This is a genomic window from Syntrophothermus sp., from assembly GCF_013314835.1.
Classification (GTDB): domain Bacteria; phylum Bacillota; class Syntrophomonadia; order Syntrophomonadales; family Syntrophothermaceae; genus Syntrophothermus; species Syntrophothermus lipocalidus.
Genome location: NZ_JABUEX010000028.1, coordinates 1 through 25777, shown reverse-complemented (window position 1 = coordinate 25777; position 25777 = coordinate 1). Strand labels below are relative to the sequence as shown.

Here is a 25777-nt window from a genome sequence, read left to right as displayed (position 1 = left end):
CACGCTTCCGGCGAACCCGCCGACGGCCTGACAGTTTTCTTTACTCTATATTTAAAATTTACCTAAAAAAAAGGCCTTCTATAAGGCCTTTTTCGTTCTTTTTATATACCATAGTACATGTACACTTTATCTTGCACTTCTCTCGGTTTCTCTCCCATCCCTCACCGCTTCAACGAAATGACGACTTTCCTATTTGGTTCCTCGCCCTGGCTAAAAGTGACTATACTCGGGTCATTTTGTAACACCGTGTGTACAATGCGCCTCTCTTGCGGACTCATCGGTCTCATCACTATGCTTTTTCGCGTGCGCTTTACCTTATCTGATAATTTCAAAGCCAGGTTTTTCAGGGACTCTTCCCTCTTTAATCTATAATCTTCGACATCCAGGACTACCCTTACTTTCTCCTGCCTGTCTTTGTTTACCATTAACCCCAAGAGAAACTGCAGCGAATTCAGGGTCTCTCCCTTCCTGCCTATTAACAAGCCCATGTCTTTTCCTACTATATTGACCCTTACCACCCCATCGTTAAACTCTGCCTTCTGAATCTCATAATCCAGCTTCATACTATTCAAAATGTTAACCAAAGTTTCTCTGACTTTTTCTTCCGGTTTTTCCCTCAAGGTCACTCTAACTACGGCCGATTTTTTGCCTATCACCCCTAGTATCCCTTTGCTCGGCTCTTCCAAAACCTCAATTACAACGTCTTCAAATTCTGCGCCCAACTCTTCCAAAGCTGCTTTCACCGCTTCATCCACGCTTTTTCCCCTTTTTTCTACGCTCTCCATCTCCATCCTTTCCTCCTTCGTCGCTCATCACACTTTCTTTCTTGCCTTCTCCCCCTGCTGCCACCACTTTTCCCTTCTCCACTCTACCGTCTGGGCTATCTTTTGTTCCCCCGCTGCGCGCATTCACCCACGCTTGCTGGGCAATGCTTAAAACGTTAAAGGTAACCCAATACAAAGCCAACCCTGCCGGCAGAGTTGCGGCCAACCACGCTATAAAAACAGGCATGACATAAAGCATGCTCTTTTGGCTCGGGTCATTCGGATCCAGGGTCGAAAGTTTCTGTTGGATGTATGTAGTTACACCCGCTAATATTGCAAAACCGTAATAAGGATCGGGTTTGCTGAGCGTTGGTACCCACAAAAAAGCCGCGTGGGCAGGCACCGTATATTTTAATTGATAGAGGGCTCGGTAAAAAGCCACCAAGATAGGCAACTGAATCAACAGAGGCAGACAACCGCTCAAAGGGCTTACCCCATGCTCTTTATACAAATCGAAGACTTCTTTTTGCATCCTCTGCGGATCTTCTTTATACCTTTCCTGCAAGAGCTTCAGCCTAGGCTGAAGCTCTTGCATTTTCCGCATCGACTTCATTTGCTTGTGGGTAAGCGGGTAAAGAAGCAGCTTTATTGCTATCGTTACCAATATAATCGCAAACCCATAATTTGGCAGACCTATTGCTACTGTTATGTGGTAAAAGCCTTGTATCAGATCAGCAAAACCCTGGACAATGCTAGACCACAAGCTTATCCCCGTCTGTCAAACCCTATCCCTTGGCTACTGTTTGACAGCAGGTTCACCTCCTTTTCTCTATCATGGAACTGGGTCAAACCCTCCTGGATGAAAAGGGTGGCACTTTGCTATTCTCTTAACCCCTAACCATACTCCCTTTAAGGCACCGTATCTTTCAATCGCTCTAATCATGTATTCGGAACAAGAAGGTACAAACCGACAACAAGGCATCTTCCCTTTGGACAATACCTGATACAGCCTTATGAGCCCGACCAATGCCCTTTTCACTTTAACAATTTGCTCCTCTTCAGCAGTCTTTCATAATCACTCTTCACGCTTGCAAAATCAGCCTCCCTGCACAGGGGTTTTACGATGACAATCACGTCGTAGCCTTGCCTCACCTTCGAATCCAAGGTTCGCGCAACTTCCCTGACCCTCCGCCTGCTTTTGTTACGTATGACTGCTTTTCCTACTTTCTTACTCGCCACAATTCCATAGCGGTTTTTTCCTGCCGCGTTTTCACCAACGTACAGTATCAAGTAGCGCCCGAAAACCTTCTTACCCTTGGAATAAACCTTCTCAAAATCCTTACGCTTTCGTAACCGTTGGTCGGACTTCAACATGTCAAACAAACCCCATAAAGCAAATGAAAGGCCGCTCCCGGCCTATGCTGTGAGTCTTTTCCTTCCTTTTCTCCGTCGTCTCGCAATAACCCTCCTACCTCCGGCACTCGCCATTCTAGTTCTGAATCCGTGAACCCGTTTTCGAACTCTTCTTTTTGGCTGGTACGTCCTCTTCATAACGCAGATTTCCTCCCTTATGTTCACCAATGCACATTTCAATTATATTTTCTCCCCCTGGGCCTGTCAAGAAAACCCCCCACCATCTTCTAATTTTGCAGCTGTTTTGTTATCATGACTGTGTAACTGCAGTTATCCACAGGGATTCTCAGAATATTTACTGCGCTTTTCCACATCTTCACAGCAGGAGGATTTAAGCCATGTCTAAAGACTACTCGATTATCTGGGAGACGGCTTTAGACACCGTTCGACAAGAGATTGGTCCCACAAGTTTTGAAATATGGTTTTCCCCCGTGACTTATCACGACTTTGTCGACAACAGATACCTTATCCACGTTCCCAATCCATTATACAAGGAATGGATAGAATCTCGATATCTTCACATCCTTGAAAGGGTTTTAAGTGAGCTCCACCGCGAGCCTATATCTGTAAGGCTGGTACTTCGTTCCCCTGAAGCAGGAGAACCGGGTGCCCTGGTCCTCAACCGCAAGTATACCTTTGACACTTTCGTAGTAGGTAACAGCAACCGCTTTGCTCATGCTGCTTGCTACGCAGTGGCCGAAGCCCCGTCTGACTCCTATAATCCGCTTTTTATTTACGGCGGCGTCGGATTGGGTAAGACTCATCTAATGCAAGCTATAGGTCACCATATTCTCCGCAAAGATCCTTCTTACAAGATAGTGTACGTATCCTCTGAACAATTTACTAACGATTTAATCGACTCTATCAGAGACCGTAAAACAGCAGAATTTCGTAATAAATACCGAAGTGTCGACCTTTTGCTTGTAGACGACATCCAATTTGTAGCCGGAAAGGAGCAGACCCAAGAAGAATTCTTTCACACATTTAACGCCCTGTACGAGGCTAATAAACAACTGGTTATCTCTAGCGACCGTCCGCCCCGAGATATACCTACTCTCGAGGATCGGTTACGTTCTCGCTTCGAGTGGGGACTTATTACCGATATTCAGCCTCCGGATTTCGAAACCCGCTTGGCTATTCTCAGAAAAAAAGCCCAATTGGAAAACTTCAACGTACCGAATGATGTGATGTCATACATAGCCGATTATATACAGTCCAACATCAGAGAACTAGAAGGAGCCCTTATCCGTATTGTTGCCTATGCCAATATATCCAACCAACCAGTAACTCTTGAACTGGCGGAACAGACCCTTAAGGACGTTCTCGCCCTTGGCAATACGCGAATCATAACCATGCAAGCCATAAAAGAAACAGTCGCTGAATATTTCGGATTGAAAGAAGAAGAATTAATTTCTAAACGGCGGACCCGGCACCTTGTTTTCCCTAGACAGATAGCCATGTTTCTATGTCGGGAGATGACTCCATCATCCTTTCCTCAGATTGGAGAGGAATTCGGTGGTCGAGATCACACTACTGCGCTCCACGCTTACGAAAAAATATCTTCTGATATTCAACATGACCGATCTTTATTAAAGATCGTTACCGAGATTGCTAAGAAATTAGATCCCAACTACGTTCCCCGTGTTTAGAGGAAGTTTTTACACAGACAGGTACTGTTTACAACCGGGTTTTTTAAGCGTTATCCACATATTCACCGCTTCTACTACTACGTTTCTTAAGTAAGAACAACAAGAAGACTAACTTCCTGGAGGTGTAACCGTGAAATTCTCTATTAACCAGCCTGAACTAGCACGAGTTGCTGCACTAGTGCAGAGAGCGGCATCCACCCGCGAAACAGTTCCCGTTCTTTCTGGCCTTCTCCTCAAGGCCTCAGCTACTGCCGGCCTCTCCATGACCTGCACAGACCTAGAAATCGCTTTGAGCGCCCACACGTTAGAGGCGAACGTGATAGAAGAAGGAACAGCTCTAGTCAATGCTCGGTACTTTGCCGACCTGGTTCGGTATCTACCCAACATCGAGATACAAGTATTTACGGACGACGAAAATTCTCGGTTAACCGTAAACTACGGTCGCTCTCAGACCCACCTACACCTGTATAATCCCCAGGAGTTTCCGGAAACTGGTCGTCAAGAGCCTACTCCTTTGTTATCCGTATCGCAAAAAACGTTGAAAGAACTTTTGCGCAAAACCTCCTTTGCGGCTGCAGTTAACCACTTTAAACAGGTCTTTACAGGGGTGTTGTTCGACTTCACTCCTGACCAACTAAGGGTAGTAGCTTCTGACACTCACCGTCTGGCTATGATGTCATTCCCGATGTCTTCTACTCATACAGAACCAAGACAGTTGGTCATCCCCTCCCGAACCGTAGCTGAGCTAATCCGCATCCTAGACGACTCAGAAAAAGAGGTTTCGTGTGGGTTGGCAGGGAACAATATTGTGTTCACCTGTGAAGAGCCCGGCTTCCAGCTTACATCGAGGTTGCTGGAAGGTCAGTATCCGAATTATCTTCCGGTAATACCGGGCAACTTCGTGTCCACTGTAAAACTAGAGCCCGGGCCTCTGGCCAACGCACTGGAAAGGGCTGTATTGATGCCAACCGATAAACAGAGTTCCAAACAGCCGATCCGGCACGTAACTCTAGAGTTGAAGGATAGAGAACTGAGGGTATCCGCTTACTCCCAAAAAATGGGAGAACTACAAGAAGTGCTCGAAGATATCTCCGTCGAAGGAGAAAGCAACGTCCAGATTTCTTTTAACACCCGTTACCTCCTCGATGTAATCAAGGTATTACAAGGAGAATGCACGACTATAAGTCTGAAATTCACGGGTTCCTTAAGTCCTGCCTTGATTCAGGATCCGTGTAAAGACGATTACCTTTATGTTTTAGTACCGCTAATTACGCATTAAAGCGAGCGTGTATTCGGTTTGAAAATACTGAAATTAGAAACAAGGTTTTTTCGTAACCTGGTGTCGTGTGTCATTGAGCCCTGTAGCAGAATTAACGTAATTTTAGGAAAGAACGCGCAGGGAAAGACAAACCTTCTCGAAGCGATTTACGTTGTAGGTCACAACAGATCCTTTCGCGGGGCCCGGGATAAAGATTTAGTAACGCACGGCCGCCGGGAAGGATACCGCTTAAAGGTTACTTACGCGCTTGATGAACGGATCATTATTTTTGAGCAGCGTTACTCAGAGAGTAAAAACAAGGTTCTACGTCTGAACAACAAGCCCGCTGCTTCTAAAACCCAGCACCGCCTCAAAAGCGTCGTTTTTACTCCAGAAGACCTGTACCTAATTAAAGGAGAGCCTGAAAGACGGCGGAACTTTTTAGATAGTATTTTATGCCAATTAAGACCCGAATATGAACGCACCCTGGAAAGCTACAAAAAAATACTGGGTCGACGCAACGCATACCTAAAACAGAGCTGTAACTTTGGCCAGGGTATGAGGGTACTACAGGGTATGTTTGTCGAAGCTGCAGTTCCCTTAATTTGTGCCAGGCTTAACCTTGCTGCTATACTAGAAAAGGAAGTGTCAAAGCTTTATCAACTGCTAAGCGGTGAAGCAGAAGATGTTTGTATGAGGTATGTATTGTCTTTTCCTCTGGAAACAGGCAAACTTACTCCCGATTTACTAGCCGCTTCACTGGAGAAAGCTTTAGAGGTAAGCAAGGATAAAGAGCTGAAGCAAGGAATTACACTGGTAGGTCCGCACCGCGATGACTTTAATCTCTACCTCAGGGGACATAACGCGCGGACATACGCTTCCCAAGGGCAACAGAGGAATCTCGCCGTAAGCCTAAAACTGGGAGAGCTCGCGACCTATAAAAATATAAAAGGCTATTTCCCGGTGTTGCTTTTAGATGAAGTACTGGCAGAGCTCGATAAGAGTCGGAGGACTCTACTTCTGGAGTATCTGCAGCAGGCAGAATTTCAAACCTTCATCTCTTCGGTGGAAAGAGAAGATGTAGTAGCTGTCGCGGGTAAGGTCTTCGCAGTCGAAGACGGCAGGATAACTGAGGAGGTCGGATAAAAAATGTACATGCACCTGGGGGAGGATTATACTGTTTTTCTAAACGAGGTAATAGCCATCGTGAATATCGATGGTCTGATTGACAGGAGCGTCAAGGATATAATAGATCTGGCCCAGGCCGAAAAAAAACTTTGCCGCATAGGAGAAAAGGGCAAGGAAAAATCACTCATAATAACCGAGCAGTATGTTTACTTATCCCCCATTTCTTCCCTTACCCTGTTCAAGAGGGGGCACAGCTTTCTAGGAGGAGGTCTTCTGGTTTGAACATAAACGGATCTAAGAACGAATACACCGCTCTTGATATACAAGTATTAGAAGGATTGGAAGCGGTAAGAAAGAGACCCGGCATGTATATAGGCTCTACAGACTCGCGCGGCTTGCACCACCTGGTCTTTGAGATAGTTGACAACAGCATTGACGAAGCCGTCGCGGGGTATTGTGATGAAATCAAGGTTATTATTTTGGATGACTCTACCGTTACCGTCACCGATAATGGCCGCGGAATACCTGTTGACATGCATCCGAAAATGGGCATCCCGGCTCTAGAAGTGATACTGACGACACTCCACTCCGGAGCCAAGTTCGGGGGGAGCGGGTATACCATCTCTGGAGGCTTGCATGGGGTTGGGTTGTCGGTGGTGAACGCCCTTTCAAGATGGTTGGAGGTGGAAGTAGCCCGCGACGGCCAGCTTTATCATCAGCGTTATGAGCGGGGTAAACCGGTAACCCCTCTTGCCGTTACCGGGGCCTGCCAAACAACGGGAACCAAAATAACCTTTAGCCCGGACCCGGAAATTTTCGAGGAAATATGTTTTTCAGCGGAAATAATAGGGCAAAGGCTAAGGGAACTTTCATACCTGAATCAAGGAACCCGTATCGTGCTTTGCGATAAAAGGACGGGGCGGGACGTGGAGTATTACCATACCGGAGGAATAAGGGACTTTGTAAAATACTTGAGCAAGAACAGGGAACCATTGAGTCCAGAGCCGATATATTTCAGGATAGGAAAAGAAGGAACGGTAGTGGAAGTAGCTATACAGTATAATACCGGTTACACCGAAACCCTCCTATCCTATGCCAACAATATCCATACTCAGGAAGGTGGGACTCACGAGCTAGGGTTCAAAAACGGCTTGACCCGGGTGGTCAACGAATACGCTAAGAAACAGGGGATGCTCAAGGAAAATGAAGGAAACCTTCTCGGAGAGGACATACGCGAAGGGATGACCGCAGTTATCTCGGTTCTGGTGCAGGATCCCCAGTTCGAGGGCCAAACCAAAACCAAGCTAGGGAACGCCTTCATCCGTAGCCTGGTTGAAGGGGCAGTAAGCGATTTTGTAGGGGCTTTTTTTGACGAGAACCCCTCACTGGCCAAAAAAATCGTGGAAAAAGCCATTGCGGCGCGGCGGGCCCGGGAAGCGGCTCGCAAGGCTCGAGAACTAACTCGCAGAAAGAATCTCCTGGATTCCACATCACTCCCGGGTAAACTAGCGGACTGTAGTGAAAAAGACCCGGCCCTTTCCGAGCTGTACCTGGTAGAAGGGGACTCCGCCGGCGGTTCGGCTAAACAAGGACGTGACCGCAACTTCCAGGCTATTTTACCTTTGAGAGGGAAGATTTTGAATGTAGAAAAGGCCCGATTGGACAAGGTGCTTTCTAACGAAGAGATTCGAGCCCTCATAACCGCGATCGGGACTGGAATAGGGGAAGACTTCGATATAAATAAAGCTCGCTACCACCGGCTTATTATCATGACTGACGCCGATGTCGATGGGTCCCATATAAGAGTATTGTTGCTAACGTTCTTCTACCGCTATATGAGACCACTCATCGAGGCCGGCTACGTTTACGTTGCCCAGCCGCCTCTCTACGAGCTGAAAAGGGGGAAAGAGGTCCACTACATTTACAATGACAGAGAACTCCAGCGGTTTTTGGAACAGCAAGGGAATAAGAAGTACGGGGTGAAACGTTATAAAGGATTGGGAGAGATGAACCCGGAACAATTATGGGAAACCACGATGAATCCGGAAAACCGAACGCTGCTCCAGGTACGAATCGAAGACGCCATAGCTGCCGACGTCATATTCTCCAGCCTGATGGGCGAAAAAGTCGAGCCCCGGCGTGAATTCATCCAGGAAAACGCGCGTTTAGTTACGAATCTAGATATTTGAGAGCCCAGGTACAATCGCCGGCGAGAAAAACCAGGCCAGGAGAAATACCCTCTTGGTCTGTTTTTGTGCTACCTTGAAAGCACGGCCAGCATTTGCTTGCCATTAGGCAGACGTTATAATTATCATAGGATAGTCAATTGATGAACCAACTGCTTTCCCAGGAAGGAAATGGTTTATGGATAACCCATTCTGAACCAAGGACTAGGAAGTTAGGAAGAAGGGACGAGGAAGTTGCAGGCCAGTCAGACAAAAGTGTTACCAATCGACATAGAGAAAGAAGTAAAGAGATCATTTCTCGACTACTCAATGAGCGTCATCGTGTCTCGAGCACTTCCCGATGTAAGGGACGGGCTAAAACCGGTTCATCGTCGAATTCTGTATGCGTTCTACGAACAGGGTATGACGCCGGAGAAACCCCACCGGAAGTCGGCTAACCTGGTGGGTTTAGTACTAGGACAATACCATCCGCACGGGGACGCGGCTGTCTACGACGCGATGGTCAGAATGGCCCAGGACTTCTCGATGCGTTACTGCCTTGTGGATGGTCATGGTAACTTCGGTTCCGTAGACGGAGATTCTCCTGCCGCGATGCGGTACACCGAAGCCCGGTTAACAGCCCTGGCAGTGGAGATGCTGAGGGACATTGAGAAAGACACAGTAGATTTTAGGCCCAACTATGATGATACGCGCCAGGAACCGGTAGTACTACCAGCAAGGCTGCCGAACCTACTAATCAACGGATCTACCGGTATCGCAGTGGGGATGGCGACCAGCATACCCCCACACAACCTGACCGAGGTAGTGGAGGGTCTAATCCACTTGTTGGAAAACCCGGAAGCTACCGTGGATGAATTGATGCGGTACATCAAAGGGCCTGATTTTCCAACTGCCGGATTGATAATGGGCACCAGAGGGATGAGACAGGCCTACCGCACCGGAAGAGGAAGCGTGACCGTCAGGGGTAGGTGTGAAATAGAAGAAAAGAAAGGCGGCAGGACCAGCATTGTTGTAACAGAGATACCTTACATGGTGAACAAGGCAAAGCTGGTGGAACGGATAGCTGAACTCGTTAAGGAGAAAAAGATCGATGGCATAACCGATCTTAGGGACGAGTCGGACCGCAGGGGAATCAGGATAGTAATGGATATCAGGAGGGACATCTCGCCCTCAGTCATATTGAATAAGCTGTATAGGAACACCCAGTTACAAGATAATTTTGGCATTACCTTGCTGGCTCTGGTGGATGGCGAGCCTCAGGTATTGAATCTTAAGGAGATGCTCAACCAGTACCTTAACCACCGGCGGGAGGTAATAAGGCGGCGCACAGAATTCGATCTCAAGGTAGCCAGAGATAGGCTGCACATAGTAGAAGGATTGAAGATAGCGCTGGATAACTTGGACGAGGTAGTCGACATAATTAGAAATTCGCCTGATGTGAAGACAGCCAGAAACAATTTGATGTCGAGGTTTGATTTGACGGAGATGCAGGCTGAGGCTATTGTTGAAATGCGCCTGCGCCAGCTAACCGGGCTGGAGAGAAACAAGTTAGAGGAAGAATACCGAGAACTGGTAGGCCGGATATCAGACCTCGAGGATATCCTGAGACGTCCAGAACGCGTTCAGGCCATAATTAAAGAGGATCTCATCGATATCAAAACGCGGTTTGGGGACAAGCGACGGACGGAAATAAGGGAAGAGGATGCCAGCTTTGAAGCCGAAGATCTCATCGAGGAAGAAAGCATAGTCGTTACTCTAAGTAATCGCGGTTATATCAAGAGACAACCCTTAAGTACTTATCGCAGCCAACGGCGTGGAGGGAAAGGCGTAACCGGAACAGCGATTCGCTCCGAGGACTTTGCTACCGACATCTTTGTGACGACTACCTTGTCTACCTTGTTGTTCTTTACTAACCATGGACGGGTCTACTCCTTGAAAGCGTACCAGGTTCCAGAGGCCTCGAGACAGTCGAGGGGAACCCCGGTTATTAACTTTCTCCGCTTAAATCCCGGCGAAAAAGTGAACACCGTCATATCGGTAAACAGGTTCGACGCTGGTCAACACTTGGTAATGGCTACCCGTACCGGTATGGTGAAAAAAGTCCCCATCGACGAGTTTCGGCAAATTAGACGTAGTGGGATCATCGCCATCAATCTGCGCAACCAGGATGAGTTAGTTGGCGTACAAAAGATTTACAAAGGCGACCGTTTGGTCTTGGTGACGGGCCGGGGGTACTCTATCGTGTTTGATGAAGGGGATGTCAGAGTTATGGGACGCGGGGCTGCTGGGGTGAGGGGGATCTCCCTTGAGCAGGGCGACAAGGTAATCGACATAGACAAATACAAGGAAGGGGCCGACATGTTGTTGGTCACAGAACGAGGGTATGGCAAGCGTACTAGTCTTCAGGAATTGCGCCTACAAAAAAGAGGTGGAAAAGGGCTGAAAACCATTCAGATATCGGAGAAAACAGGGGAACTAGTGGGAGGCAAAGCCGTTTTTCCCAAGGAAGAGTTTGTAGCTTTGACCGGTGCCGGATTTGTGATCAGGCTCAAAGTGGATGACGTTCCGCGCCAGAAACGCTATTCGCGCGGAGTGGTCGTCATGAGATGCGATGATAACGACCATATAGTGTCGATCGCTCGCTTTAAGTCAGAGGACGAAGAAGAATAATTTATGGCATGTACCTATATTGCGAACGGAGGGATAAAGGATGGCAGAAAAAGGGACCTTCACGGTAAAAAAAGGCTTGGCCCAGATGTTGAAAGGCGGAGTAATTATGGATGTTACTACTCCGGAGCAAGCGAAGATCGCGGAAGAAGCCGGAGCGTGTGCGGTTATGGCCCTGGAAAGAGTACCGGCAGATATCAGGGCTGCAGGCGGTGTGGCCAGGATGGCAGATCCTACGGTCATTCTGAGAATAATGGAAGCAGTTACTATTCCGGTGATGGCCAAGTGCCGGATCGGGCATTTTGTTGAGGCCCAGATTCTTGAAGCGTTGGGGATTGACTACATTGATGAAAGCGAGGTCTTGACCCCGGCCGATGAAAAATTTCACGTCAACAAGCACCTTTTTAAGGTGCCGTTCGTGTGCGGAGCAAGGGATCTGGGAGAAGCCCTGCGCCGGATAGGGGAAGGAGCAGCCATGATCCGAACCAAAGGCGAACCGGGAACAGGAAACGTGGTTGAGGCCGTGCGCCATATGCGTAGGGTTATGGATCAGATTCGTTGGTTGAAGGGACTCCCCAAGGAAGAGCTGATGACCGCAGCCAAGGATCTGCAGGCACCTTACGAATTAGTAGTAGAGGTAGCAGAGACCGGGCGCTTGCCGGTGGTGAACTTTGCGGCAGGGGGGATAGCGACTCCTGCAGATGCCGCGCTCATGATGCAGCTAGGAGCGGATGGTAATTTTGTAGGATCGGGCATCTTCAAATCGAAAGATCCGATGAAGAGAGCCCGGGCTATAGTGGCAGCGACCACTTACTATGATGATCCGTACGTACTGGCAGAAGTGTCAAAGGATCTGGGAGAGGCGATGCCTGGTATCGAGATCAGGAACATAGCACCTGAAGAAAGGATGCAAGAACGTGGCTGGTAAGAAAAGAATAGGAGTATTAGCCTTACAAGGAGCCTTCGCTGAACACCAGGAGGTACTGCACCGTTTAGGCTGTGAGGCGACAAGAGTGCGATCGCAGGGGGACATAAGGTCAGTGGATGGGTTGATAATCCCCGGGGGTGAAAGCACTACCATCGGAAGGTTGCTCGTCGATTTTAATCTAGCGGATACAATACGGCAGGCGGCCGAAGAAGGCATGCCAGTGTTTGGGACCTGCGCCGGGATGATCGTATTGGCTAAAGAAATTATTGGAAGCGAGCAGTTTCGCCTGGGATTGATGGACATGGCGGTTCGGCGCAATGCTTTTGGTCGACAAGTAGAGAGCTTCGAGGAGTGGCTCGACATTAAGGGGTTTGAACGCCAGGTCAAGGGAGTGTTTATCCGCGCTCCTTACGTGGAAAAAGTATGGGGAGGAGCGGAAGTTTTGGCAGAGCTGGATGGCAAGATCGTTATGGTACGCCAGGGAAAGCTTCTGGCCACGGCGTTTCATCCCGAATTGACGGATGACCTGGTGATACATGAATATTTCGTGCGAATGGCGTAGGAAATAGGTTGTCAAAAGCGAAAAGGGTATAATATAATAACTCATAATTTCATACCCTTAAACGCGATGAAGGGGAGTAGTAAGTGGAAGTCGAGGTTAAGAGAGCCGGTGGTAGGGTGTAAACCGGTCCAGGCTTCAGCTGAATCCACCTCGGAAGCAGGCTGCGTCGAGCAGTTCCGGTAGAGCGCCGTTATCGCTTGTTGAATGAGTGGGCTACGGTCTCGTAGTCAAGTAGGGTGGCAACGCGGGAAACACCTCTCGTCCCTGGGAATAGATGGATGAGGGGTTTTTGCATTTCTGGTTGAGGAGGAAGAGGGATGAATTTCCGGGAAGAACAGTACTTGTTATTGCCAGGACCGACTCCGGTTCCTACCAATGTGCTGAGGTCAATGGCCAAGCCAATGATCAACCACCGAGGGCCAGAATTCAAAGAACTTATAGCCGAGGTGACCGAAGGAGTAAAAAAGGTATACAAAACCAAGAACGAGGTAGTTATATTTCCAGCTGCCGGGACCGGAGCTATGGAAGCAGCGGTAGTGAATTTCATTTCTCCGGGAGATAAGGTTTTGGCTGTTTCCATAGGGGTATTCGGGGATCGTTTCGCCAAGATAGCCGAGGAATTTGGGGCCGAGGTCGAAAAGATCGACTTTCCGTGGGGACAAGCGGCAGACCCGGAGGTAATTAGGGAAAGAATAGCGCAGGATCGCCTGCGGGAGATCAAAGCGGTTGTTGTTACTCACAACGAAACCTCAACCGGGGTAGTCAATGACATAAAATCGATAAGAGAAGCGGTGGGTGACCACCCGGCATTATTCATAGTTGACGCGGTGAGCGGTTTGGGGGCCATGAATCTGGAAACGGACAAATGGAACTTGGATGTCGTGGTCAGTGGTTCCCAGAAAGCTTTTATGATTCCGCCTGGGCTGGCTTTTCTTGCCATAAGCCCGCGGGCTCTGCGGGTGGCCAAGAACTGTTCCAACCGGCGTTATTACTGGGACATAAACAGCGCCCTTAAGTATCTGGAAAAAGGGCAAACCCCGTATACTCCGGCTTTATCCTTATTCTACGGGCTGAGAGAAGCCCTGGAGATGATGGAGAAAGAGGGGATTGACAATATCATAGCCAGGCACGCGGTTTATAGGGACATGGTTCGAGCAGGGGTGAAGGCCATGGGACTTAAACTGTTGGCCGATGACAGAGTGGCTTCGTCGTCCTTGACCTCGGTAATCGCGCCCGAGGGCATAGGGGCCAACCGCATACGTAAGAGGCTTTTGGAGAGGTTCAACGTTGTGATAGCAGGCGGGCAGCAAAAGCTGGATGACGTCATTTTCCGAATCGGGCACTTAGGCAATGTTCTTTATCTTGACCTCCTGGCTGTACTAGCCGCCCTGGAGATGGTTTTGGTTGAGCTGGGAGTGGATATCGAGTTAGGGCGAGGGGTTACCAAGGCCCAAGAAATTCTTATGCAGAAAGGGGTATAACAGGTGAAAAACCGCCGTGTCATTGTAACCGAACGTATAGCTGAGGAAGGATTGGAGTTGCTGAGGGCCGAGCTGGATGTAGACTACCGGGACGGAATTAGCCGGGCCGAGCTTTTGGATATTATCGGGGAATACGATGCGCTTATCGTGAGGAGCGTTACCAAAGTTAACGAGGAATTGGTGTCGCGAGGCACTCGTCTCAAGATGGTGGGGCGGGCAGGAAATGGCATAGATAATATAGATGTGGACGCCTGCACCCGTCGCGGCATCATTGTAGCCAACACGCCGGATTCCAATACCATTTCGGCCGCCGAACAGACCATCGCTTTACTTTTGTCTTCTGTCCGGCATACGGCTGAGGCGAACGCCTTTCTAAAAGGTGGAAACTGGGACCGCAAACCTTTTCGCGGCGTCGAACTCTACGGCAAAACGGTAGGAATAGTGGGACTCGGCCGCATCGGTTCTATGGTGGCTACCAGGTTAAGGTCATTCGGGTGCCGTATCATCGCGTACGACCCGTATATATCGGATGAACGGTTTGAGCGGTTTGGGGCAGAAAAGAAGAATACCTTAGAAGAGCTTTTGCGAGAAGCCGATATCATCACGGTTCATACTCCTAAGAACGAGGAAACTTATGGGATGATAGGGGAACGAGAACTGGCTATGTGCAAAGACGGGGTCCGGGTGGTGAATTGCGCTCGGGGTGGCATCATCAACGAAGCAGCGCTTGTGAAAGCTTTAGAGTCCGGCAAGGTTGCCAGCGCGGGACTCGATGTTTTCGATGAGGAGCCCGCCTACAATAACCCGTTGTTCAAGTTTAAAAACGTAGTGGTAACTCCTCATCTAGGAGCCGACACTGTTGAAGCACAGAGACGGGTAGGTGTTAACATCGCCGAGCAGGTAATCATGGGTTTGAAGGGAGAACTAGTTCTTAACGTGGTTAATCTCCCTACGGTCTTGAGAGAAGAGCTTGAGACGTTGCGCCCGTACATCGACTTGGCAAGGGCTATGGGCAGCATGTATTATCAGATGGAAAAAGCTCCGGTTGACCGGGTGGAACTGGGTTTCAGCGGAGAAATAGCCAACCAGGAGACAGGACTCTTGACGATTGCTTTTTTGACAGGACTCCTTTCCGGAGTGATGTCAGAAAAGATCAACTACGTAAACGCCAGAATCAAAGCCGAAGAAAGAGGGATAAAGGTCTTCGAAAAGAAAGAAGACAAAAAGCTGAAAGGATATGTCAATCTGATTACTGCCCGTATCTTCAATCACGAGCATAACCTAGAAATCGCGGGTACCCTGACGGGAGGAGGCAGGCCGTACATCGTCGAAATTAACGGGTTCGACACTGACCTTTACCCGCGGGGGATAGTAGTCCTCGCGGAGAATGACGACAGGCCGGGAGTGATAGGCCCGTTTACCACTGCCCTAGGCGAAGCCGGTATCAATATATCAATGATGAGGGTATCGAGCAAAGACGGGGTGAATATGATGGCCGTCAGCGTCGACAGCAACGTGGATGACGCAACTCTCGCCCGTCTGCGATCTGTCAGCGGGGTGCGAAAGGTAAGGGTTCTCAGGTTCAAGTAGAAAAAGAAAGCGACCTCTGCAGGTTGGAGGGATAGATGATATGCTGGACCCTAGACTGGTTAGGGCAAACCCCGAAATGGTTGAAAAAGCGCTTTCGGCTCGGGGAATTCAAGGGGGACTAGACCAGTTCCTGAAGCTTGATAAGGAAAGAAGGGCCTGTCAGGTTAGAGCGGACGAGCTCAAGAATTTCCGGAACCAGGCATCAGTTGAGGTTGGGCGCCTGAAGAAGGAAGGAAAAGACACGAACGAACTGCAAGCCAGGATCCGGGAAGTAGGACAGGAGATAAAGGGCCTGGACGACCGGATGCGGGAGATTGACGAGCAACTTACCGAAATACTGCTTAATATTCCGAATCTCCCGCATGAATCGGTGCCTTTGGGTGCTGGGGATGCTGACAACGTCGAGGTGAGAAGGTGGGGGGAACCCCGAAAGTTCGATTTTGAACCACAGGCTCACTGGGATATCGGGGTAGCGCTGGATATACTTGACTTTGAGCGGGCAGCGAAACTGTCGGGGGCTAGGTTTACCGTTTACAAGGGATTGGGAGCGCGCCTGGAGAGGGCGCTGATCAGCTTCATGTTGGACCTGCATGTGGATAAACACGGATACCGGGAAGTGTTTCCCCCGTTTATGGTGACTGCTGACTGCATGGTGGGAACCGGCCAGCTACCCAAATTTGCTGAAGACATGTTCAAGGTTGAGGGACGCGAGCTTTACATGGTTCCGACAGCCGAAGTGCCGTTAACCAACCTTTATCGCGAGGAAATACTGGCTGCAGAACAACTGCCCATGTATCTAACTGCTTACACCGCATGTTTTCGAGCAGAAGCTGGTTCTCACGGTCGCGACACCAGGGGGATTATCCGCCAACACCAGTTCAACAAGGTAGAGCTCGTAAAGATAACCTCGCCCGAGACATCTTATGAAGAGCTGGAGAAGCTGACCCGGGATGCGGAGGAGGTACTGCAACTTTTGGGACTTCCCTACCGCGTAATGCTCCTCTGCACAGGAGACATGGGCTTTTCCTCAGCCAAAACCTATGACCTAGAGGTCTGGCTGCCGAGCTACGGAGAGTATAAGGAAATATCGTCCTGCTCCAACTGTGGGGATTTTCAAGCCCGCAGGGCTAATATCCGTTACCGCCCCGAGCCCAACGCTCGGCCCCAGTTCGTCCACACCTTGAACGGTTCGGGGGTAGCGGTCGGCAGGACAGTGGCCGCGATACTAGAGAATTACCAGCAAGCTGACGGCTCGGTAGTGGTACCAGAGATACTAAGGCCGTACATGGGCGGGATTGCGGTTATTAGATAGGGAGCAAAAGGCATTTGGAGGGCCTGGGGGAGGCGCGGTTCAGGTACGCGTCACCATAATCCTTAAAACGGACGGATTAAGAAATGCCCTGCGCCCTCGTTCATACATGAGTGCACTGTATAGCTGAAGTAAAGTAAAAACAGGAGTTGCCCGCTGTAGCCATCGGAGCGTTCGAAGGCAAAGCGGGCTCGGAAAGTTGACAATGAAAAGAAAGCTGTGATATACTGCTAATGCCTTAACCGGCCAACGAGTTAAGCCTTTTGGAGGGGTGTCCGAGCGGTTTAAGGAGGCGGTCTTGAAAACCGTTGAACCCGTGAGGGTTCCGTGGGTTCGAATCCCACCTCCTCCGCCAGAGAGCACCTTTGCGGAGAGATGGCCGAGTAGGTCGAAGGCGGTCGCCTGCTAAGCGATTATACGGGCTAAAACCCGTATCGAGGGTTCGAATCCCTCTCTCTCCGCCATTAGATAGTATAATACGGTACGCGCCCGTAGCTCAGCTGGATAGAGTAACAGACTACGAATCTGGAGGTCGCAGGTTCGAATCCTGCCGGGCGCGCCATTTTTATTTGATGAGCTACGCAAGTTAGGCGCCCGTAGCTCAGAAGGATAGAGCAGCGGTTTCCTAAACCGTTGGTCGGGGGTTCGAGTCCCTCCGGGCGCACCATTCTTTGGAGCCACAGATAGACACAGATGTTGATTGTTATTGGTTGTAGACTCTTATGAAACCTGGCGGCGCTACTAGTTGTTTAAACAACCGCCCGCGTTACTCTGCGACTAAGACTAAACTTAAACCAATGCTGTCACCGGGATAGCATACTGGTTCCTGCGGCAAACGTCTGCAGGTTTTTGGTTTGTGGGAGTGAGAACGAGTACAGAGGTGACCCTTTTTGCACGATGAGGATTTCATGCGTAGGGCGGTAGAACTAGGTTGGGCAGCTTTTCATCAAGGAGAGGTTCCAGTAGGGGCGGTAGTGGTCAGGAATGGCGAGATAATAAGTTCGGCCCATAACGAAAAGGAAAAAAGACAGGATGCAACCGCCCATGCCGAAATGCTGGCCATACAGAGAGCCTCGCAGGCGCTTGGCACCTGGCGATTGCAAGATACGACTTTGTATTCGACTATTGAACCTTGCCCTATGTGTGCCGGAGCCATTGTGCAGGCCCGCATCAAGAAGGTAGTTTTTGGAGCTCGCGACTTGAAAGCGGGAGCAGGGGGGTCATTAATAAACGTTCTCGATTTCCCCGGGCTTAATCACCGGGTAGAAGTGATAGAAGGGGTACTGGAAGACGAGTGCACTGAGCTTATGACCGAATTCTTTCGGAGGTTGCGGAGAGGTGGCTGAGTGGACTAAGGCGCTCGACTCGAAATCGAGTGGGCTGTGATGAGCGGTCCCGTGGGTTCGAATCCCACCCTCTCCGCCAGATTCAAGGATTATCAAGGGGTTTCAGCCCCGTTTTTTATTTTCGCAAGCTGTGAAAACAAGCACAAGCGAGGCGCTCGACAGCGCAGTGTGCCATTTTGGCGCCCAAACGGTGCGGCAGGCTGCGGCACAGGGGCCAATCAGTCATGTTTTTCAGCCTTGATATGTAGGGCTAGGGGATGGGAAATTTACCGGATGGCCAGAGGGTTCGTTTGATGAGGTGTCAAAAAAACGGTTTTTGAAGTTGTTTGCCGAGACGATCGCCGAGTGGCAGGTGATAAGGTGATGCCCGTGGAATAAAGGGGTGGCGGCCTAGTTCCTGTTGTCAAAAGGGGGCCAAAGGGCGGAAAAGGAGGGGCTGGCGGTTGTACTTACTGTGGAAAACAGGCATGAAAAACCGGTTGTCGGGTTTGAAATCTGCAATCTTATTGTTTTTGTTCCTGGCTTGTGGGCTGATCGGTTGTGGCGGCCAACCAGACGATTTCCTAACTCGGCAGCAAGCTACTATCGAATCCCAAGGGGCTGCCAGTAACAGGCAAGAAGCCGGCGAGCAGCCAGAAAACGATAACCGGGACTCAGCTCGTCTTAAACTGATACCTGCTGAAGTCACCAGAGTGGTCGACGGTGACACGCTGTGGGTAAGGATTGGTACTCGAGAAGAAAAAGTGAGGCTTATCGGCGTCAACACACCCGAAATATCACATTCTGGCTTGGGAATAAAGGAGGAACCTTACGGTAAGGAGGCTTTTGAGTATACGCGGAAGCATTCGGAAGGCAGACAGGTCTTTTTGGAACTGGATGTAGGAGAGCGGGACAGGTACGGGCGGCTATTAGCCTACGTGTGGCTGGACAGGCCGGGAAACGATGGTGAAGCCGAAGTCCGGGCCAAGATGTACAACGCCGAGCTGCTCCTAAACGGTTACGCCCAAGTGATGACCGTTCCCCCCAACGTCAAATACGCCGACTTTTTCGTGAAGCTCGAGAGAGAAGCCCGGGAGCAAGCAAAAGGTCTTTGGGGTGCAGCGGCAGCTTCGAGTACCTCCAATTCACAACCTGCCGAAAAAAGAAGTAGTGCGGCAGTACACATCGGCAACTCGAGCTCCAAGAAATTCCACTATCCCGACTGCCAGTGGACGCAAGAGATAAGCACGAAGAACCGCGTGGAGTTTAGCACCAGAGGAGAAGCTATAGAAGCCGGCTACGAACCGTGCAAGGCGTGCCGGCCGTGAAAGGAAATATGCAAGATTAGGCGGGATCGAGTACAGGGTGCCATGGGAGAGCGAGAGCTACCCCAAAATAGCCACACCGGCCGCCGTATGGAGCAGGATTTTGCCCGTAGGAGAGCCAATTAAGAATAACTGCAGATCCCGCGAAGCCGCGTTTGGTGTATCGAGGACTTAGATTGGAGTAAGTAAAAAGGTTCGCAAGCTTGGGGTTTGACCAATTTAGGCCGCTTTCCAACATCCCGATGAGAGATGAGACTATTCGGGCATGAGGCTGATATGTTCTTTAATTTGTCATGGCAATGATCTCTCTTAGATGCTTTTTTAGTTGAACAATGCATGTACCCTCGGATTAGTGAAGAGGTGTTTGTCAAAGTGAAAACAGAAATCATAATGGATAGTGTTAAAGTCTTATCCACGATACTGGACATAGAAGAAGATACGAAACTCCTGCACGGAACGAGGGTAGGGGTTGTCTGCGCGTGGATAGCAGAGGCTTTGGGGTTGGTAGCGCAGCAGCGTTGGCTGTATTATTCTGGCTTGCTCCACGACATAGGAGCAGTGGGACTTCCAGATCACATAACCCATTATGCATGGCATGCTCCTTCGGAGTTACAGTCGGAAATAAGAGCACACCCCCTTAAGGGAATGAAGCTGTTAACCAAGATTCCGTTAGGGACCCAGGTAGCAGAGTGGGTTTACCTGCACCACGAACGATATGATGGCCGGGGCTACCCATTAGGACTGGCCGAAGAAGATGTGCCTTTACAGGCCCAGATAATAAGGATAGCGGATTCTCTAGATCTGGTTATTAGGAGTCATGGAACAAATTTGTTGTCCCTTGAGCTCTTGAAAGAGTGGGGGCGAACAGTTTCAGGCCGGGAAGTTTCGCCTGCTCTGGTACAAGTGCTTTTTGACGAAGTCTTGAACGAAGAGCGATACCAGGTGTTAATGCTAGTCTAAAAACAGGCCAGATGCTGGGGAAAAATTAGGCCACCTTAATCTGACTTTCCTGTATGATTATGTTGGCACAACAAACATAACATACGGGAGGAAAGGACATGATTAAGATGGCACAATTAGAGCATATCAGGAAAATGTATTATTTGGAAGGGCTAAGCATCAGGGAAATTAGCAGGAGAACAGGGCATCACCGCGATACAATCGCCAAATACCTGAATTCAGAGAATACTGAGCCTCCGCGGTACAACTTGAATAAACCCAGGGAGCATCCGGTTCTCGGGCCTTACATACCGGTTATTGACGAAATCTTAGAAACAGATCAGAAAAGGCATAGAAAACAGCGCCATACCGGCAGAAGAATTTACGAACGGCTGCGCGACGAATACGATTATCGCGGCGGCTACAGCACAGTAACAGACTATCTTAGGAAGGTGAAGCAAAAACCCAAAGAGGGATTTCTACCATTGGAGTTTGCGCTGGGTTCACATGCTGAAGTGGATTGGACAGAAGCCCGATTCTTTCTGAATGGCAAAGAGACAATCGCCTATCTGTTTGTAATGAAATTGGGGGCTTCCGGTGGTTTTTACGTCCAGGCCTATCCATTTGAGAAGCAGGAAGCATTCTTTGATGGCCACCGGCGCTGCTTTGAATTCATGGGCGGAGTGCCTACCGAGATCGTCTATGACAACCTCAAAACGGCGGTAAAACGGATAATGGAGGGCAGCCGGCGTGAAGAACAAGAGCAATTCATAGCACTGAGAACCCACTACCTTTACCAGGCCAACTTTTGCAGGCCGGGAAAAGGCAATGAGAAAGGCGGGGTTGAGAACGCCGGTAAAGAGGTGATCAGGAAGTTCTTCGTTCCCTATCCGGACGTTAGTTCCTTTGAAGAACTGAACCTGTACCTGCATGAAAAGTGTGTAGAACTGCTCAACAAAAACCCTAAATGGGAAGCTGAAAAGAAGGCATTGAGGCAACTGCCGGAATCACCCTTCAACTGTACCAGATACAGCGAAGCCCGGGTAAACAGCTATTCAATGGTTCAGTTTGAAACAAATCGATACTCGGTACCGGTCAAGTATGTCGGCGAAAAAGTCCTGATCAGGGCAACTGTTGACCAAATTGAAATAGTTTTTGAGCAAAACACAATAGCGGTCCACAAAAGGATACATGGACGCCACCAGGAGAGCCTGGTTCTCGATCACTATCTGGAGCTATTGCTGATGAAATCAAGAGCTCTTGGCAATACCAGGGTTTACCGGCCTGAGGCTCTCCCACCGGTATATGAGCAATACCGGAGATGCCTGGCAGCCAGAAATCCCAGGGGCAACCGCGATTTTGTAAAGATACTGATGCTTCACCGGGACTATCCCAGCACCCTGATTACCGATGCTATTGAACTTGCCCTGGCATACAACGTGTACAACTATGATGGGGTTCTTAACATACTCATGCAGCTCGGCACGGATACACTCAGGGTTTCGCATTTGAAACCAGAGAAAATGGTCAACATTCCCCTGGTGCAGGTATCTGCTCCGGATCTTGGCAAGTATGCAGCACTTATGCATAACGGAGGTGATCAATTATGAGCACCGCCAGAAGCATGCTGCTTGAAACCTACCTGAAGAAACTAAAAATGCCGCAGGCGGCCAGGGTCTATCAGGCCATGGCCCGGGAAGCCGAAGACAACAATCTGAGTTATGAGGAGTACCTGTTGGGAGTTTTGGAACAGGAGATAACTCAGCGGGAGAGCAACCGGATACAGCGCGGAATCCGCCAGGCAGCCTTTCCAGTGATAAAGACCCTGAACAGCTTTGATTTCAAAGCTGTGCCATCTCTGAACAAACAAAAGGTCTTGAAACTGGCAGACTGCGAATACATAAAAAACCTTGAGAATGTAATCCTGGTGGGGAATTCGGGTGTAGGGAAAACACATATCGCCACGGCACTGGCCTATGAAGCTTGCCGGAAGGGGTTCAAAGTTAAGTTCTACACTGCTGCCGGCTTGATAAACGAGTTAATAGCGGCCCAGCAGGAATACAGGCTAAACCGGCTGGAAAAACAGTACTCGGCATACCATCTGGTAGTCATTGACGAGCTTGGCTATGTACCATTCAGCAAGACCGGTGCTGAACTGCTGTTTCAGTTCTGCTCATCCAAACATGAACGGGGTAGCTTGATTATTACCACCAATCTTGAATTCCCAAAATGGACGGAGGTGTTTTTAGACGAGCAAATGACGGCGGCATTGCTGGACAGGCTAACTCACAAGGCCCACATTTTGAACATCAATGGCGAGAGTTATCGGTTTAAACAGGCTCTTGCCAGGCAGACAATACCTGATTAATTTTTTTACCCGGGTGGCCTAAAACCTGACCAGCATGTGGCCTAATTTCTGATTGACATTAACATATCTCAACCGAACGTTTCAAGATACCCTGAAGGAGCCACTCGAGTAAAATAGCGTTGCCCATTTCGTCGTTATAGTCTCTCTGTTCCATAGCATGCAACTGCAGGGTGTGCAGATGGCATAATCCCCAGGAAGCCTGAAGACGCAGCCTGGTTGAGATGTCGTTCACGTTCTGATGTATTAGAAAGTAAAGGTAGCGCCCTCACTGGCGAGTTCCCCAACGTTGCAGATAGGGCAACCGGCAGATTGCATGGCTTTATTAAGCGTGAGCATATATGCACCATTATCCATTGGCGTTGAGCCTCCTCCAAAAATGATTAAACTCCTACCTCGCGGCAGGAGTCATTAACTGCTTGGCAGTCGCTAAGGTGAACTCCATCACCTGAATATTTGGGATCCCGACTGTTACTTAAAAGCATTTCACGAGAGATAGGATAGCACAGACAGGATCAGATTAAAAGCGGTTCTTTCAGTCACTCTGCCGCATCAAAAAGCCTCTTCCCGGCTGATTCCGGCACTTCTTGCACGCACTTCAGATTCTTCTCAATGGTCCGCGACTTATCGGCGGCATTCCCAAGGGTGCTGCTGACCTCGGCCAGTTTCTTCTGCGTCTTTTCCAGTGGATCGCCAAATTTCCGAATGTCGTCGAGCGGTGTTTTGTCCAGGGCATGCCTTGAAATCCACATAAAGGCCAGGTTTAATCGACAGTCTTGGGCGAGTCTTTGCTCGCTGGTTGTCCCATACACTTGCTTGACATCAGCCGATGATGATACTATCATGATGATTACAAGGGCGATTAACTCAGCGGGAGAGTGCTTCCTTCACACGGAAGAAGTCACAGGTTCGAATCCTGTATCGCCCACCATTTTATTTTTAAGGAATCCTTGAAAATAGGGAGTCTTAGGGATTTGTCAAATCATGGAGGGCAGGTCAAGGTCTTTCTAAAAATCCCGTAATCTCGGGATTTACTTCTACGGTCAGTAACACGTCAGAGACAAAATCAGTAACAAAAGCAAAGCCGGGCTTTCAGCTCGGTTTTATTTTTGTGCTGCAAAAATTTTTACGAGAGTGTCAACGTTCTGAGAAAATGTCCCCATAATAGTTCTGAGAAGATGTCACCCTAGAATTCGAAGTAGAAGGTTTGTTATGATGAGAACGGAAGTAATCTGGGTTCCACCTCTTCCAGGGGTGGTTTGGGGCAGGGCGATAGGGTGGCATTTGTCCTGCCTTTTCTTGTTGCTTGCTGGACTCAGCAACATCATTGTTAGAGTTGGGTCTGGCTGCAGAAGGAGCAGGAACTAAGCTGTAGACATTGCCGTTGAACGCAGCGCGAAGAGAGACGTTGATATCAACGTGGATAGTAACCACTGATCCCCCTTTTTCAGTTTCTTGACCTGGCGGCTCGACAGGCCAAGGATTTCAGCGGCCTCATTGATGGTGATGAGACCTTCGATGTGCTTTTGAATAACAACCAGCCGACGAAGTTTTTTTGTGCTCAACTTTACATATTCCCCTCCCATGGGGACTTTTTCACTGAACTATTAATTATAAGGTGACAATATCACAGAACGATAACATTTTTGAGCTGTCCAGTATTGAAATATTACGGCAAAAGTAATAAAATATTACACAGAACGTAATATTGAGGAGGTGTTCACCATGCCGGGCAGATTATTCCCTGTCGGAGGCCCTGTTTCTGAAAGAGATATTGTAGACAGAGAAGACTTTATTGGTTCCATCGAATCAAGGCTGGCCGATGGTCAAAGCATAATGCTGGCCGGCCCCCGGAGAATAGGAAAGACCTCTATCGCCTACGAAGTTCTCAGAAGGCTGAAAGAACGCGGGTTTTACACAGCTGCCGTAGATTTTTTTCGTCTTTCGGATAAACGCGAGTTCGCTGTATCTTTGATCAACGCCTGCTTGGAAAACAGGACAGGAATCCGCAGAACCCTAGAAACGTTGAAAGATCGGGCCAAAAGCGTTGCAGGCCTAGCCAAACTGACGGTTAAGTTCAGAGACCTAGAGTTCAGCGTGGATTTTCTGCGGGATGACCCTGATGAAATCGCACTGCTCGATTACGCCCTGGATTTACCGGAAGTCCTGGCAAACCGCGATAAGAAAAACATGGTGGTCTTATTCGACGAATTTCAGGACGCTTCCCGTGTAGCCGGCCGGGCTGAAATTTATAAAAAGATGAGATCTCACTTTCAGAACCACCAGAATGTATCTTATCTGTTCCTCGGCTCAAAAGAAGGAATGATGAATTCCCTGTTCGGAAACCGGAGAGAGGCTTTTTACCGCTTCGCCACAGTCCTTCCTATTCCGCCTATTCTGGAAGAATCTTGGACCGAGTATATCAGCCAAAGATTTGCCGAACAGCACATCAAGACCGACGAAGAAACTATTAAGGAGATTCTGCAGAGAACTGGCGGCCATCCGCAGGACACGATGCTGGTCTGCTCCGAGATTTACTATGCTCTGCTCGAAACAGGGGAAAAGACGGTGACTCTGGAATATGTGCGGATAGGGCACGACCGGGCATTGCTTACCCTGGCCCAGGTCTATGACGAAATTCTGGACGAAATCGGTCAAAGGGTCTCCGCCCGTGAGGTGTTGAAGCGCCTTGCCGCTGGTGATAAGGTCTACGCTAAAGGAAATCCCAACGAAACAAAAAGAGTTTTGGACGTTTTAGTATCCAAAGCAATCATCGAAAAAAAAGGACGTGGGTCATATAAGTTTGTTGAACCGATGTTTCAAGAGTACATTTTGCGCGAATTTTGAGAAGTGAGACTTTTGCATAATTCAAAAAAATCACACTCGAA

24 protein-coding genes, 6 tRNA genes, 1 riboswitch and 1 other annotated feature are annotated in these 25777 nt (G+C 49.1%); of the genes, 23 read left to right on the top strand and 7 right to left on the bottom strand.

The window, feature by feature from the left end; genetic code table 11:
- Positions 1-161 precede the first annotated feature (161 nt).
- The 5 genes from jag to rpmH all read right to left on the bottom strand — a co-directional run bounded on the left by jag (position 162) and on the right by rpmH (position 2315).
- A complete protein-coding gene (gene jag, locus HPY90_RS09725) occupies positions 162-785 on the bottom strand; it encodes an RNA-binding cell elongation regulator Jag/EloR (protein WP_287194048.1) in 624 nt (207 codons plus the stop codon).
- Positions 748-1527: a YidC/Oxa1 family membrane protein insertase gene (locus tag HPY90_RS09720; protein ID WP_287194045.1), complete on the bottom strand. Its 780-nt coding sequence runs from the start codon at positions 1525-1527 to the stop codon at positions 748-750. The genes jag and HPY90_RS09720 overlap by 38 nt, the downstream gene beginning before the upstream one ends.
- A 69-nt stretch (positions 1528-1596) precedes the next feature.
- Positions 1597-1803, bottom strand: a complete 207-nt coding sequence (gene yidD / locus HPY90_RS09715) for a membrane protein insertion efficiency factor YidD (protein ID WP_287194042.1) — start codon at positions 1801-1803, stop codon at positions 1597-1599.
- Positions 1800-2138: a ribonuclease P protein component gene (gene rnpA / locus HPY90_RS09710; protein ID WP_287194041.1), complete on the bottom strand. Its 339-nt coding sequence runs from the start codon at positions 2136-2138 to the stop codon at positions 1800-1802. Before rnpA ends, yidD begins: the two co-directional genes overlap by 4 nt.
- A 42-nt stretch (positions 2139-2180) precedes the next feature.
- Entirely contained in the window at positions 2181-2315 is a 135-nt protein-coding gene (gene rpmH, locus HPY90_RS09705) for a 50S ribosomal protein L34 (RefSeq protein ID WP_013176523.1), read from the bottom strand.
- Between the two features lie 200 nt (positions 2316-2515).
- On the opposite strand from rpmH, the gene dnaA reads away from it, so the two are divergent.
- From dnaA to istB, 21 genes are all read left to right on the top strand, one after another.
- Positions 2516-3826 (top strand): chromosomal replication initiator protein DnaA, encoded by a 1311-nt coding sequence (gene dnaA / locus HPY90_RS09700; RefSeq protein WP_287194038.1) that lies wholly within the window; start codon positions 2516-2518, stop codon positions 3824-3826.
- A 130-nt stretch (positions 3827-3956) separates the two neighbouring features.
- Positions 3957-5105 (top strand): DNA polymerase III subunit beta, encoded by a 1149-nt coding sequence (gene dnaN / locus HPY90_RS09695; protein WP_287194035.1) that lies wholly within the window; start codon positions 3957-3959, stop codon positions 5103-5105.
- 18 nt (positions 5106-5123) lie between these two features.
- Entirely contained in the window at positions 5124-6230 is a 1107-nt protein-coding gene (gene recF / locus HPY90_RS09690) for a DNA replication/repair protein RecF (protein WP_287194032.1), read from the top strand.
- A 3-nt stretch (positions 6231-6233) separates the two neighbouring features.
- Positions 6234-6494 carry an extracellular matrix regulator RemB gene (gene remB, locus HPY90_RS09685; RefSeq protein WP_287194029.1) on the top strand — a complete coding sequence of 87 codons (261 nt, stop codon included), beginning with the start codon at positions 6234-6236 and terminating at the stop codon, positions 6492-6494.
- The gene (gene gyrB, locus HPY90_RS09680) at positions 6491-8401 is read left to right on the top strand and encodes a DNA topoisomerase (ATP-hydrolyzing) subunit B (protein ID WP_013174217.1); all 1911 of its coding nucleotides are present in this window, start codon (positions 6491-6493) and stop codon (positions 8399-8401) included. Before remB ends, gyrB begins: the two co-directional genes overlap by 4 nt.
- 231 nt (positions 8402-8632) lie before the next feature.
- Complete coding sequence (gene gyrA / locus HPY90_RS09675) at positions 8633-11068, top strand: DNA gyrase subunit A (protein ID WP_287194026.1); 2436 nt, start codon at positions 8633-8635, stop codon at positions 11066-11068.
- A gap of 40 nt (positions 11069-11108) precedes the next feature.
- On the top strand, positions 11109-11993 hold the full coding sequence (gene pdxS, locus HPY90_RS09670; RefSeq protein ID WP_013174219.1) for a pyridoxal 5'-phosphate synthase lyase subunit PdxS: 885 nt from the start codon (positions 11109-11111) through the stop codon (positions 11991-11993).
- On the top strand, positions 11983-12555 hold the full coding sequence (gene pdxT, locus HPY90_RS09665; protein ID WP_013174220.1) for a pyridoxal 5'-phosphate synthase glutaminase subunit PdxT: 573 nt from the start codon (positions 11983-11985) through the stop codon (positions 12553-12555). Before pdxS ends, pdxT begins: the two co-directional genes overlap by 11 nt.
- 57 nt (positions 12556-12612) lie before the next feature.
- Positions 12613-12824, top strand: a binding site (T-box leader).
- A gap of 48 nt (positions 12825-12872) precedes the next feature.
- The gene (locus HPY90_RS09660) at positions 12873-14036 is read left to right on the top strand and encodes a pyridoxal-phosphate-dependent aminotransferase family protein (RefSeq protein ID WP_287194021.1); all 1164 of its coding nucleotides are present in this window, start codon (positions 12873-12875) and stop codon (positions 14034-14036) included.
- A gap of 3 nt (positions 14037-14039) precedes the next feature.
- The gene (gene serA, locus HPY90_RS09655) at positions 14040-15626 is read left to right on the top strand and encodes a phosphoglycerate dehydrogenase (protein WP_287194018.1); all 1587 of its coding nucleotides are present in this window, start codon (positions 14040-14042) and stop codon (positions 15624-15626) included.
- Between the two features lie 40 nt (positions 15627-15666).
- The gene (gene serS / locus HPY90_RS09650; protein ID WP_273698778.1) at positions 15667-16938 is read left to right on the top strand and encodes a serine--tRNA ligase; all 1272 of its coding nucleotides are present in this window, start codon (positions 15667-15669) and stop codon (positions 16936-16938) included.
- Between the two features lie 262 nt (positions 16939-17200).
- Positions 17201-17290: transfer RNA gene (locus HPY90_RS09645), tRNA-Ser, on the top strand.
- Between the two features lie 14 nt (positions 17291-17304).
- A tRNA-Ser gene (locus HPY90_RS09640) sits at positions 17305-17399 on the top strand.
- A 21-nt stretch (positions 17400-17420) separates the two neighbouring features.
- A tRNA-Arg gene (locus tag HPY90_RS09635) sits at positions 17421-17497 on the top strand.
- A 28-nt stretch (positions 17498-17525) separates the two neighbouring features.
- Positions 17526-17602, top strand: a tRNA-Arg gene (locus tag HPY90_RS09630).
- 223 nt (positions 17603-17825) lie between these two features.
- Positions 17826-18281, top strand: coding sequence for a tRNA adenosine(34) deaminase TadA (gene tadA / locus HPY90_RS09625; protein WP_287194014.1), 456 nt, complete (start codon positions 17826-17828; stop codon positions 18279-18281).
- Positions 18268-18360, top strand: a tRNA-Ser gene (locus HPY90_RS09620). The genes tadA and HPY90_RS09620 overlap by 14 nt, the downstream gene beginning before the upstream one ends.
- Before the next feature lie 364 nt (positions 18361-18724).
- Positions 18725-19588, top strand: a complete 864-nt coding sequence (locus HPY90_RS09615) for a thermonuclease family protein (RefSeq protein ID WP_287194011.1) — start codon at positions 18725-18727, stop codon at positions 19586-19588.
- 369 nt (positions 19589-19957) lie between these two features.
- Complete coding sequence (locus HPY90_RS09610) at positions 19958-20545, top strand: HD-GYP domain-containing protein (RefSeq protein ID WP_287194008.1); 588 nt, start codon at positions 19958-19960, stop codon at positions 20543-20545.
- A gap of 98 nt (positions 20546-20643) precedes the next feature.
- The gene (gene istA / locus HPY90_RS09605; RefSeq protein ID WP_287193930.1) at positions 20644-22134 is read left to right on the top strand and encodes an IS21 family transposase; all 1491 of its coding nucleotides are present in this window, start codon (positions 20644-20646) and stop codon (positions 22132-22134) included.
- Positions 22131-22892, top strand: a complete 762-nt coding sequence (gene istB / locus HPY90_RS09600; protein WP_287193933.1) for an IS21-like element helper ATPase IstB — start codon at positions 22131-22133, stop codon at positions 22890-22892. Before istA ends, istB begins: the two co-directional genes overlap by 4 nt.
- A 392-nt stretch (positions 22893-23284) precedes the next feature.
- Positions 23285-23347, bottom strand: a riboswitch (Fluoride riboswitch).
- Positions 23348-23428: 81 nt separating this feature from the next.
- On the opposite strand, the gene HPY90_RS09595 is transcribed toward istB, so the two are convergent.
- Positions 23429-23701 (bottom strand): hypothetical protein, encoded by a 273-nt coding sequence (locus HPY90_RS09595; RefSeq protein WP_287194006.1) that lies wholly within the window; start codon positions 23699-23701, stop codon positions 23429-23431.
- A 44-nt stretch (positions 23702-23745) separates the two neighbouring features.
- Between HPY90_RS09595 and HPY90_RS09590 the strand changes: the two genes are divergently transcribed.
- A tRNA-Val gene (locus tag HPY90_RS09590) sits at positions 23746-23820 on the top strand.
- A 433-nt stretch (positions 23821-24253) separates the two neighbouring features.
- Here the strand turns inward: HPY90_RS09590 and HPY90_RS09585 are convergent.
- Positions 24254-24454: a helix-turn-helix domain-containing protein gene (locus HPY90_RS09585; RefSeq protein WP_287194002.1), complete on the bottom strand. Its 201-nt coding sequence runs from the start codon at positions 24452-24454 to the stop codon at positions 24254-24256.
- A gap of 160 nt (positions 24455-24614) precedes the next feature.
- On the opposite strand from HPY90_RS09585, the gene HPY90_RS09580 reads away from it, so the two are divergent.
- A complete protein-coding gene (locus HPY90_RS09580; RefSeq protein WP_287193999.1) occupies positions 24615-25736 on the top strand; it encodes an AAA family ATPase in 1122 nt (373 codons plus the stop codon).
- Positions 25737-25777 lie beyond the last annotated feature (41 nt).

Excerpts from the sequence above, each read along its gene's own strand:
- jag (WP_287194048.1), bottom strand. The coding sequence starts at position 785 with ATGGAGAGCGTAGAAAAAAGGGGAAAAAGCGTGGATGAAGCGGTGAAA.
- rnpA (WP_287194041.1), bottom strand. The coding sequence starts at position 2,138 with ATGTTGAAGTCCGACCAACGGTTACGAAAGCGTAAGGATTTTGAGAAG.
- rpmH (WP_013176523.1), bottom strand. The coding sequence starts at position 2,315 with ATGAAGAGGACGTACCAGCCAAAAAGAAGAGTTCGAAAACGGGTTCAC.
- dnaA (WP_287194038.1), top strand. The coding sequence starts at position 2,516 with ATGTCTAAAGACTACTCGATTATCTGGGAGACGGCTTTAGACACCGTT.
- remB (WP_287194029.1), top strand. The coding sequence starts at position 6,234 with ATGTACATGCACCTGGGGGAGGATTATACTGTTTTTCTAAACGAGGTA.
- pdxS (WP_013174219.1), top strand. The coding sequence starts at position 11,109 with ATGGCAGAAAAAGGGACCTTCACGGTAAAAAAAGGCTTGGCCCAGATG.
- HPY90_RS09660 (WP_287194021.1), top strand. The coding sequence starts at position 12,873 with ATGAATTTCCGGGAAGAACAGTACTTGTTATTGCCAGGACCGACTCCG.
- serS (WP_273698778.1), top strand. The coding sequence starts at position 15,667 with ATGCTGGACCCTAGACTGGTTAGGGCAAACCCCGAAATGGTTGAAAAA.
- istA (WP_287193930.1), top strand. The coding sequence starts at position 20,644 with ATGATTAAGATGGCACAATTAGAGCATATCAGGAAAATGTATTATTTG.
- istB (WP_287193933.1), top strand. The coding sequence starts at position 22,131 with ATGAGCACCGCCAGAAGCATGCTGCTTGAAACCTACCTGAAGAAACTA.
- HPY90_RS09580 (WP_287193999.1), top strand. The coding sequence starts at position 24,615 with ATGCCGGGCAGATTATTCCCTGTCGGAGGCCCTGTTTCTGAAAGAGAT.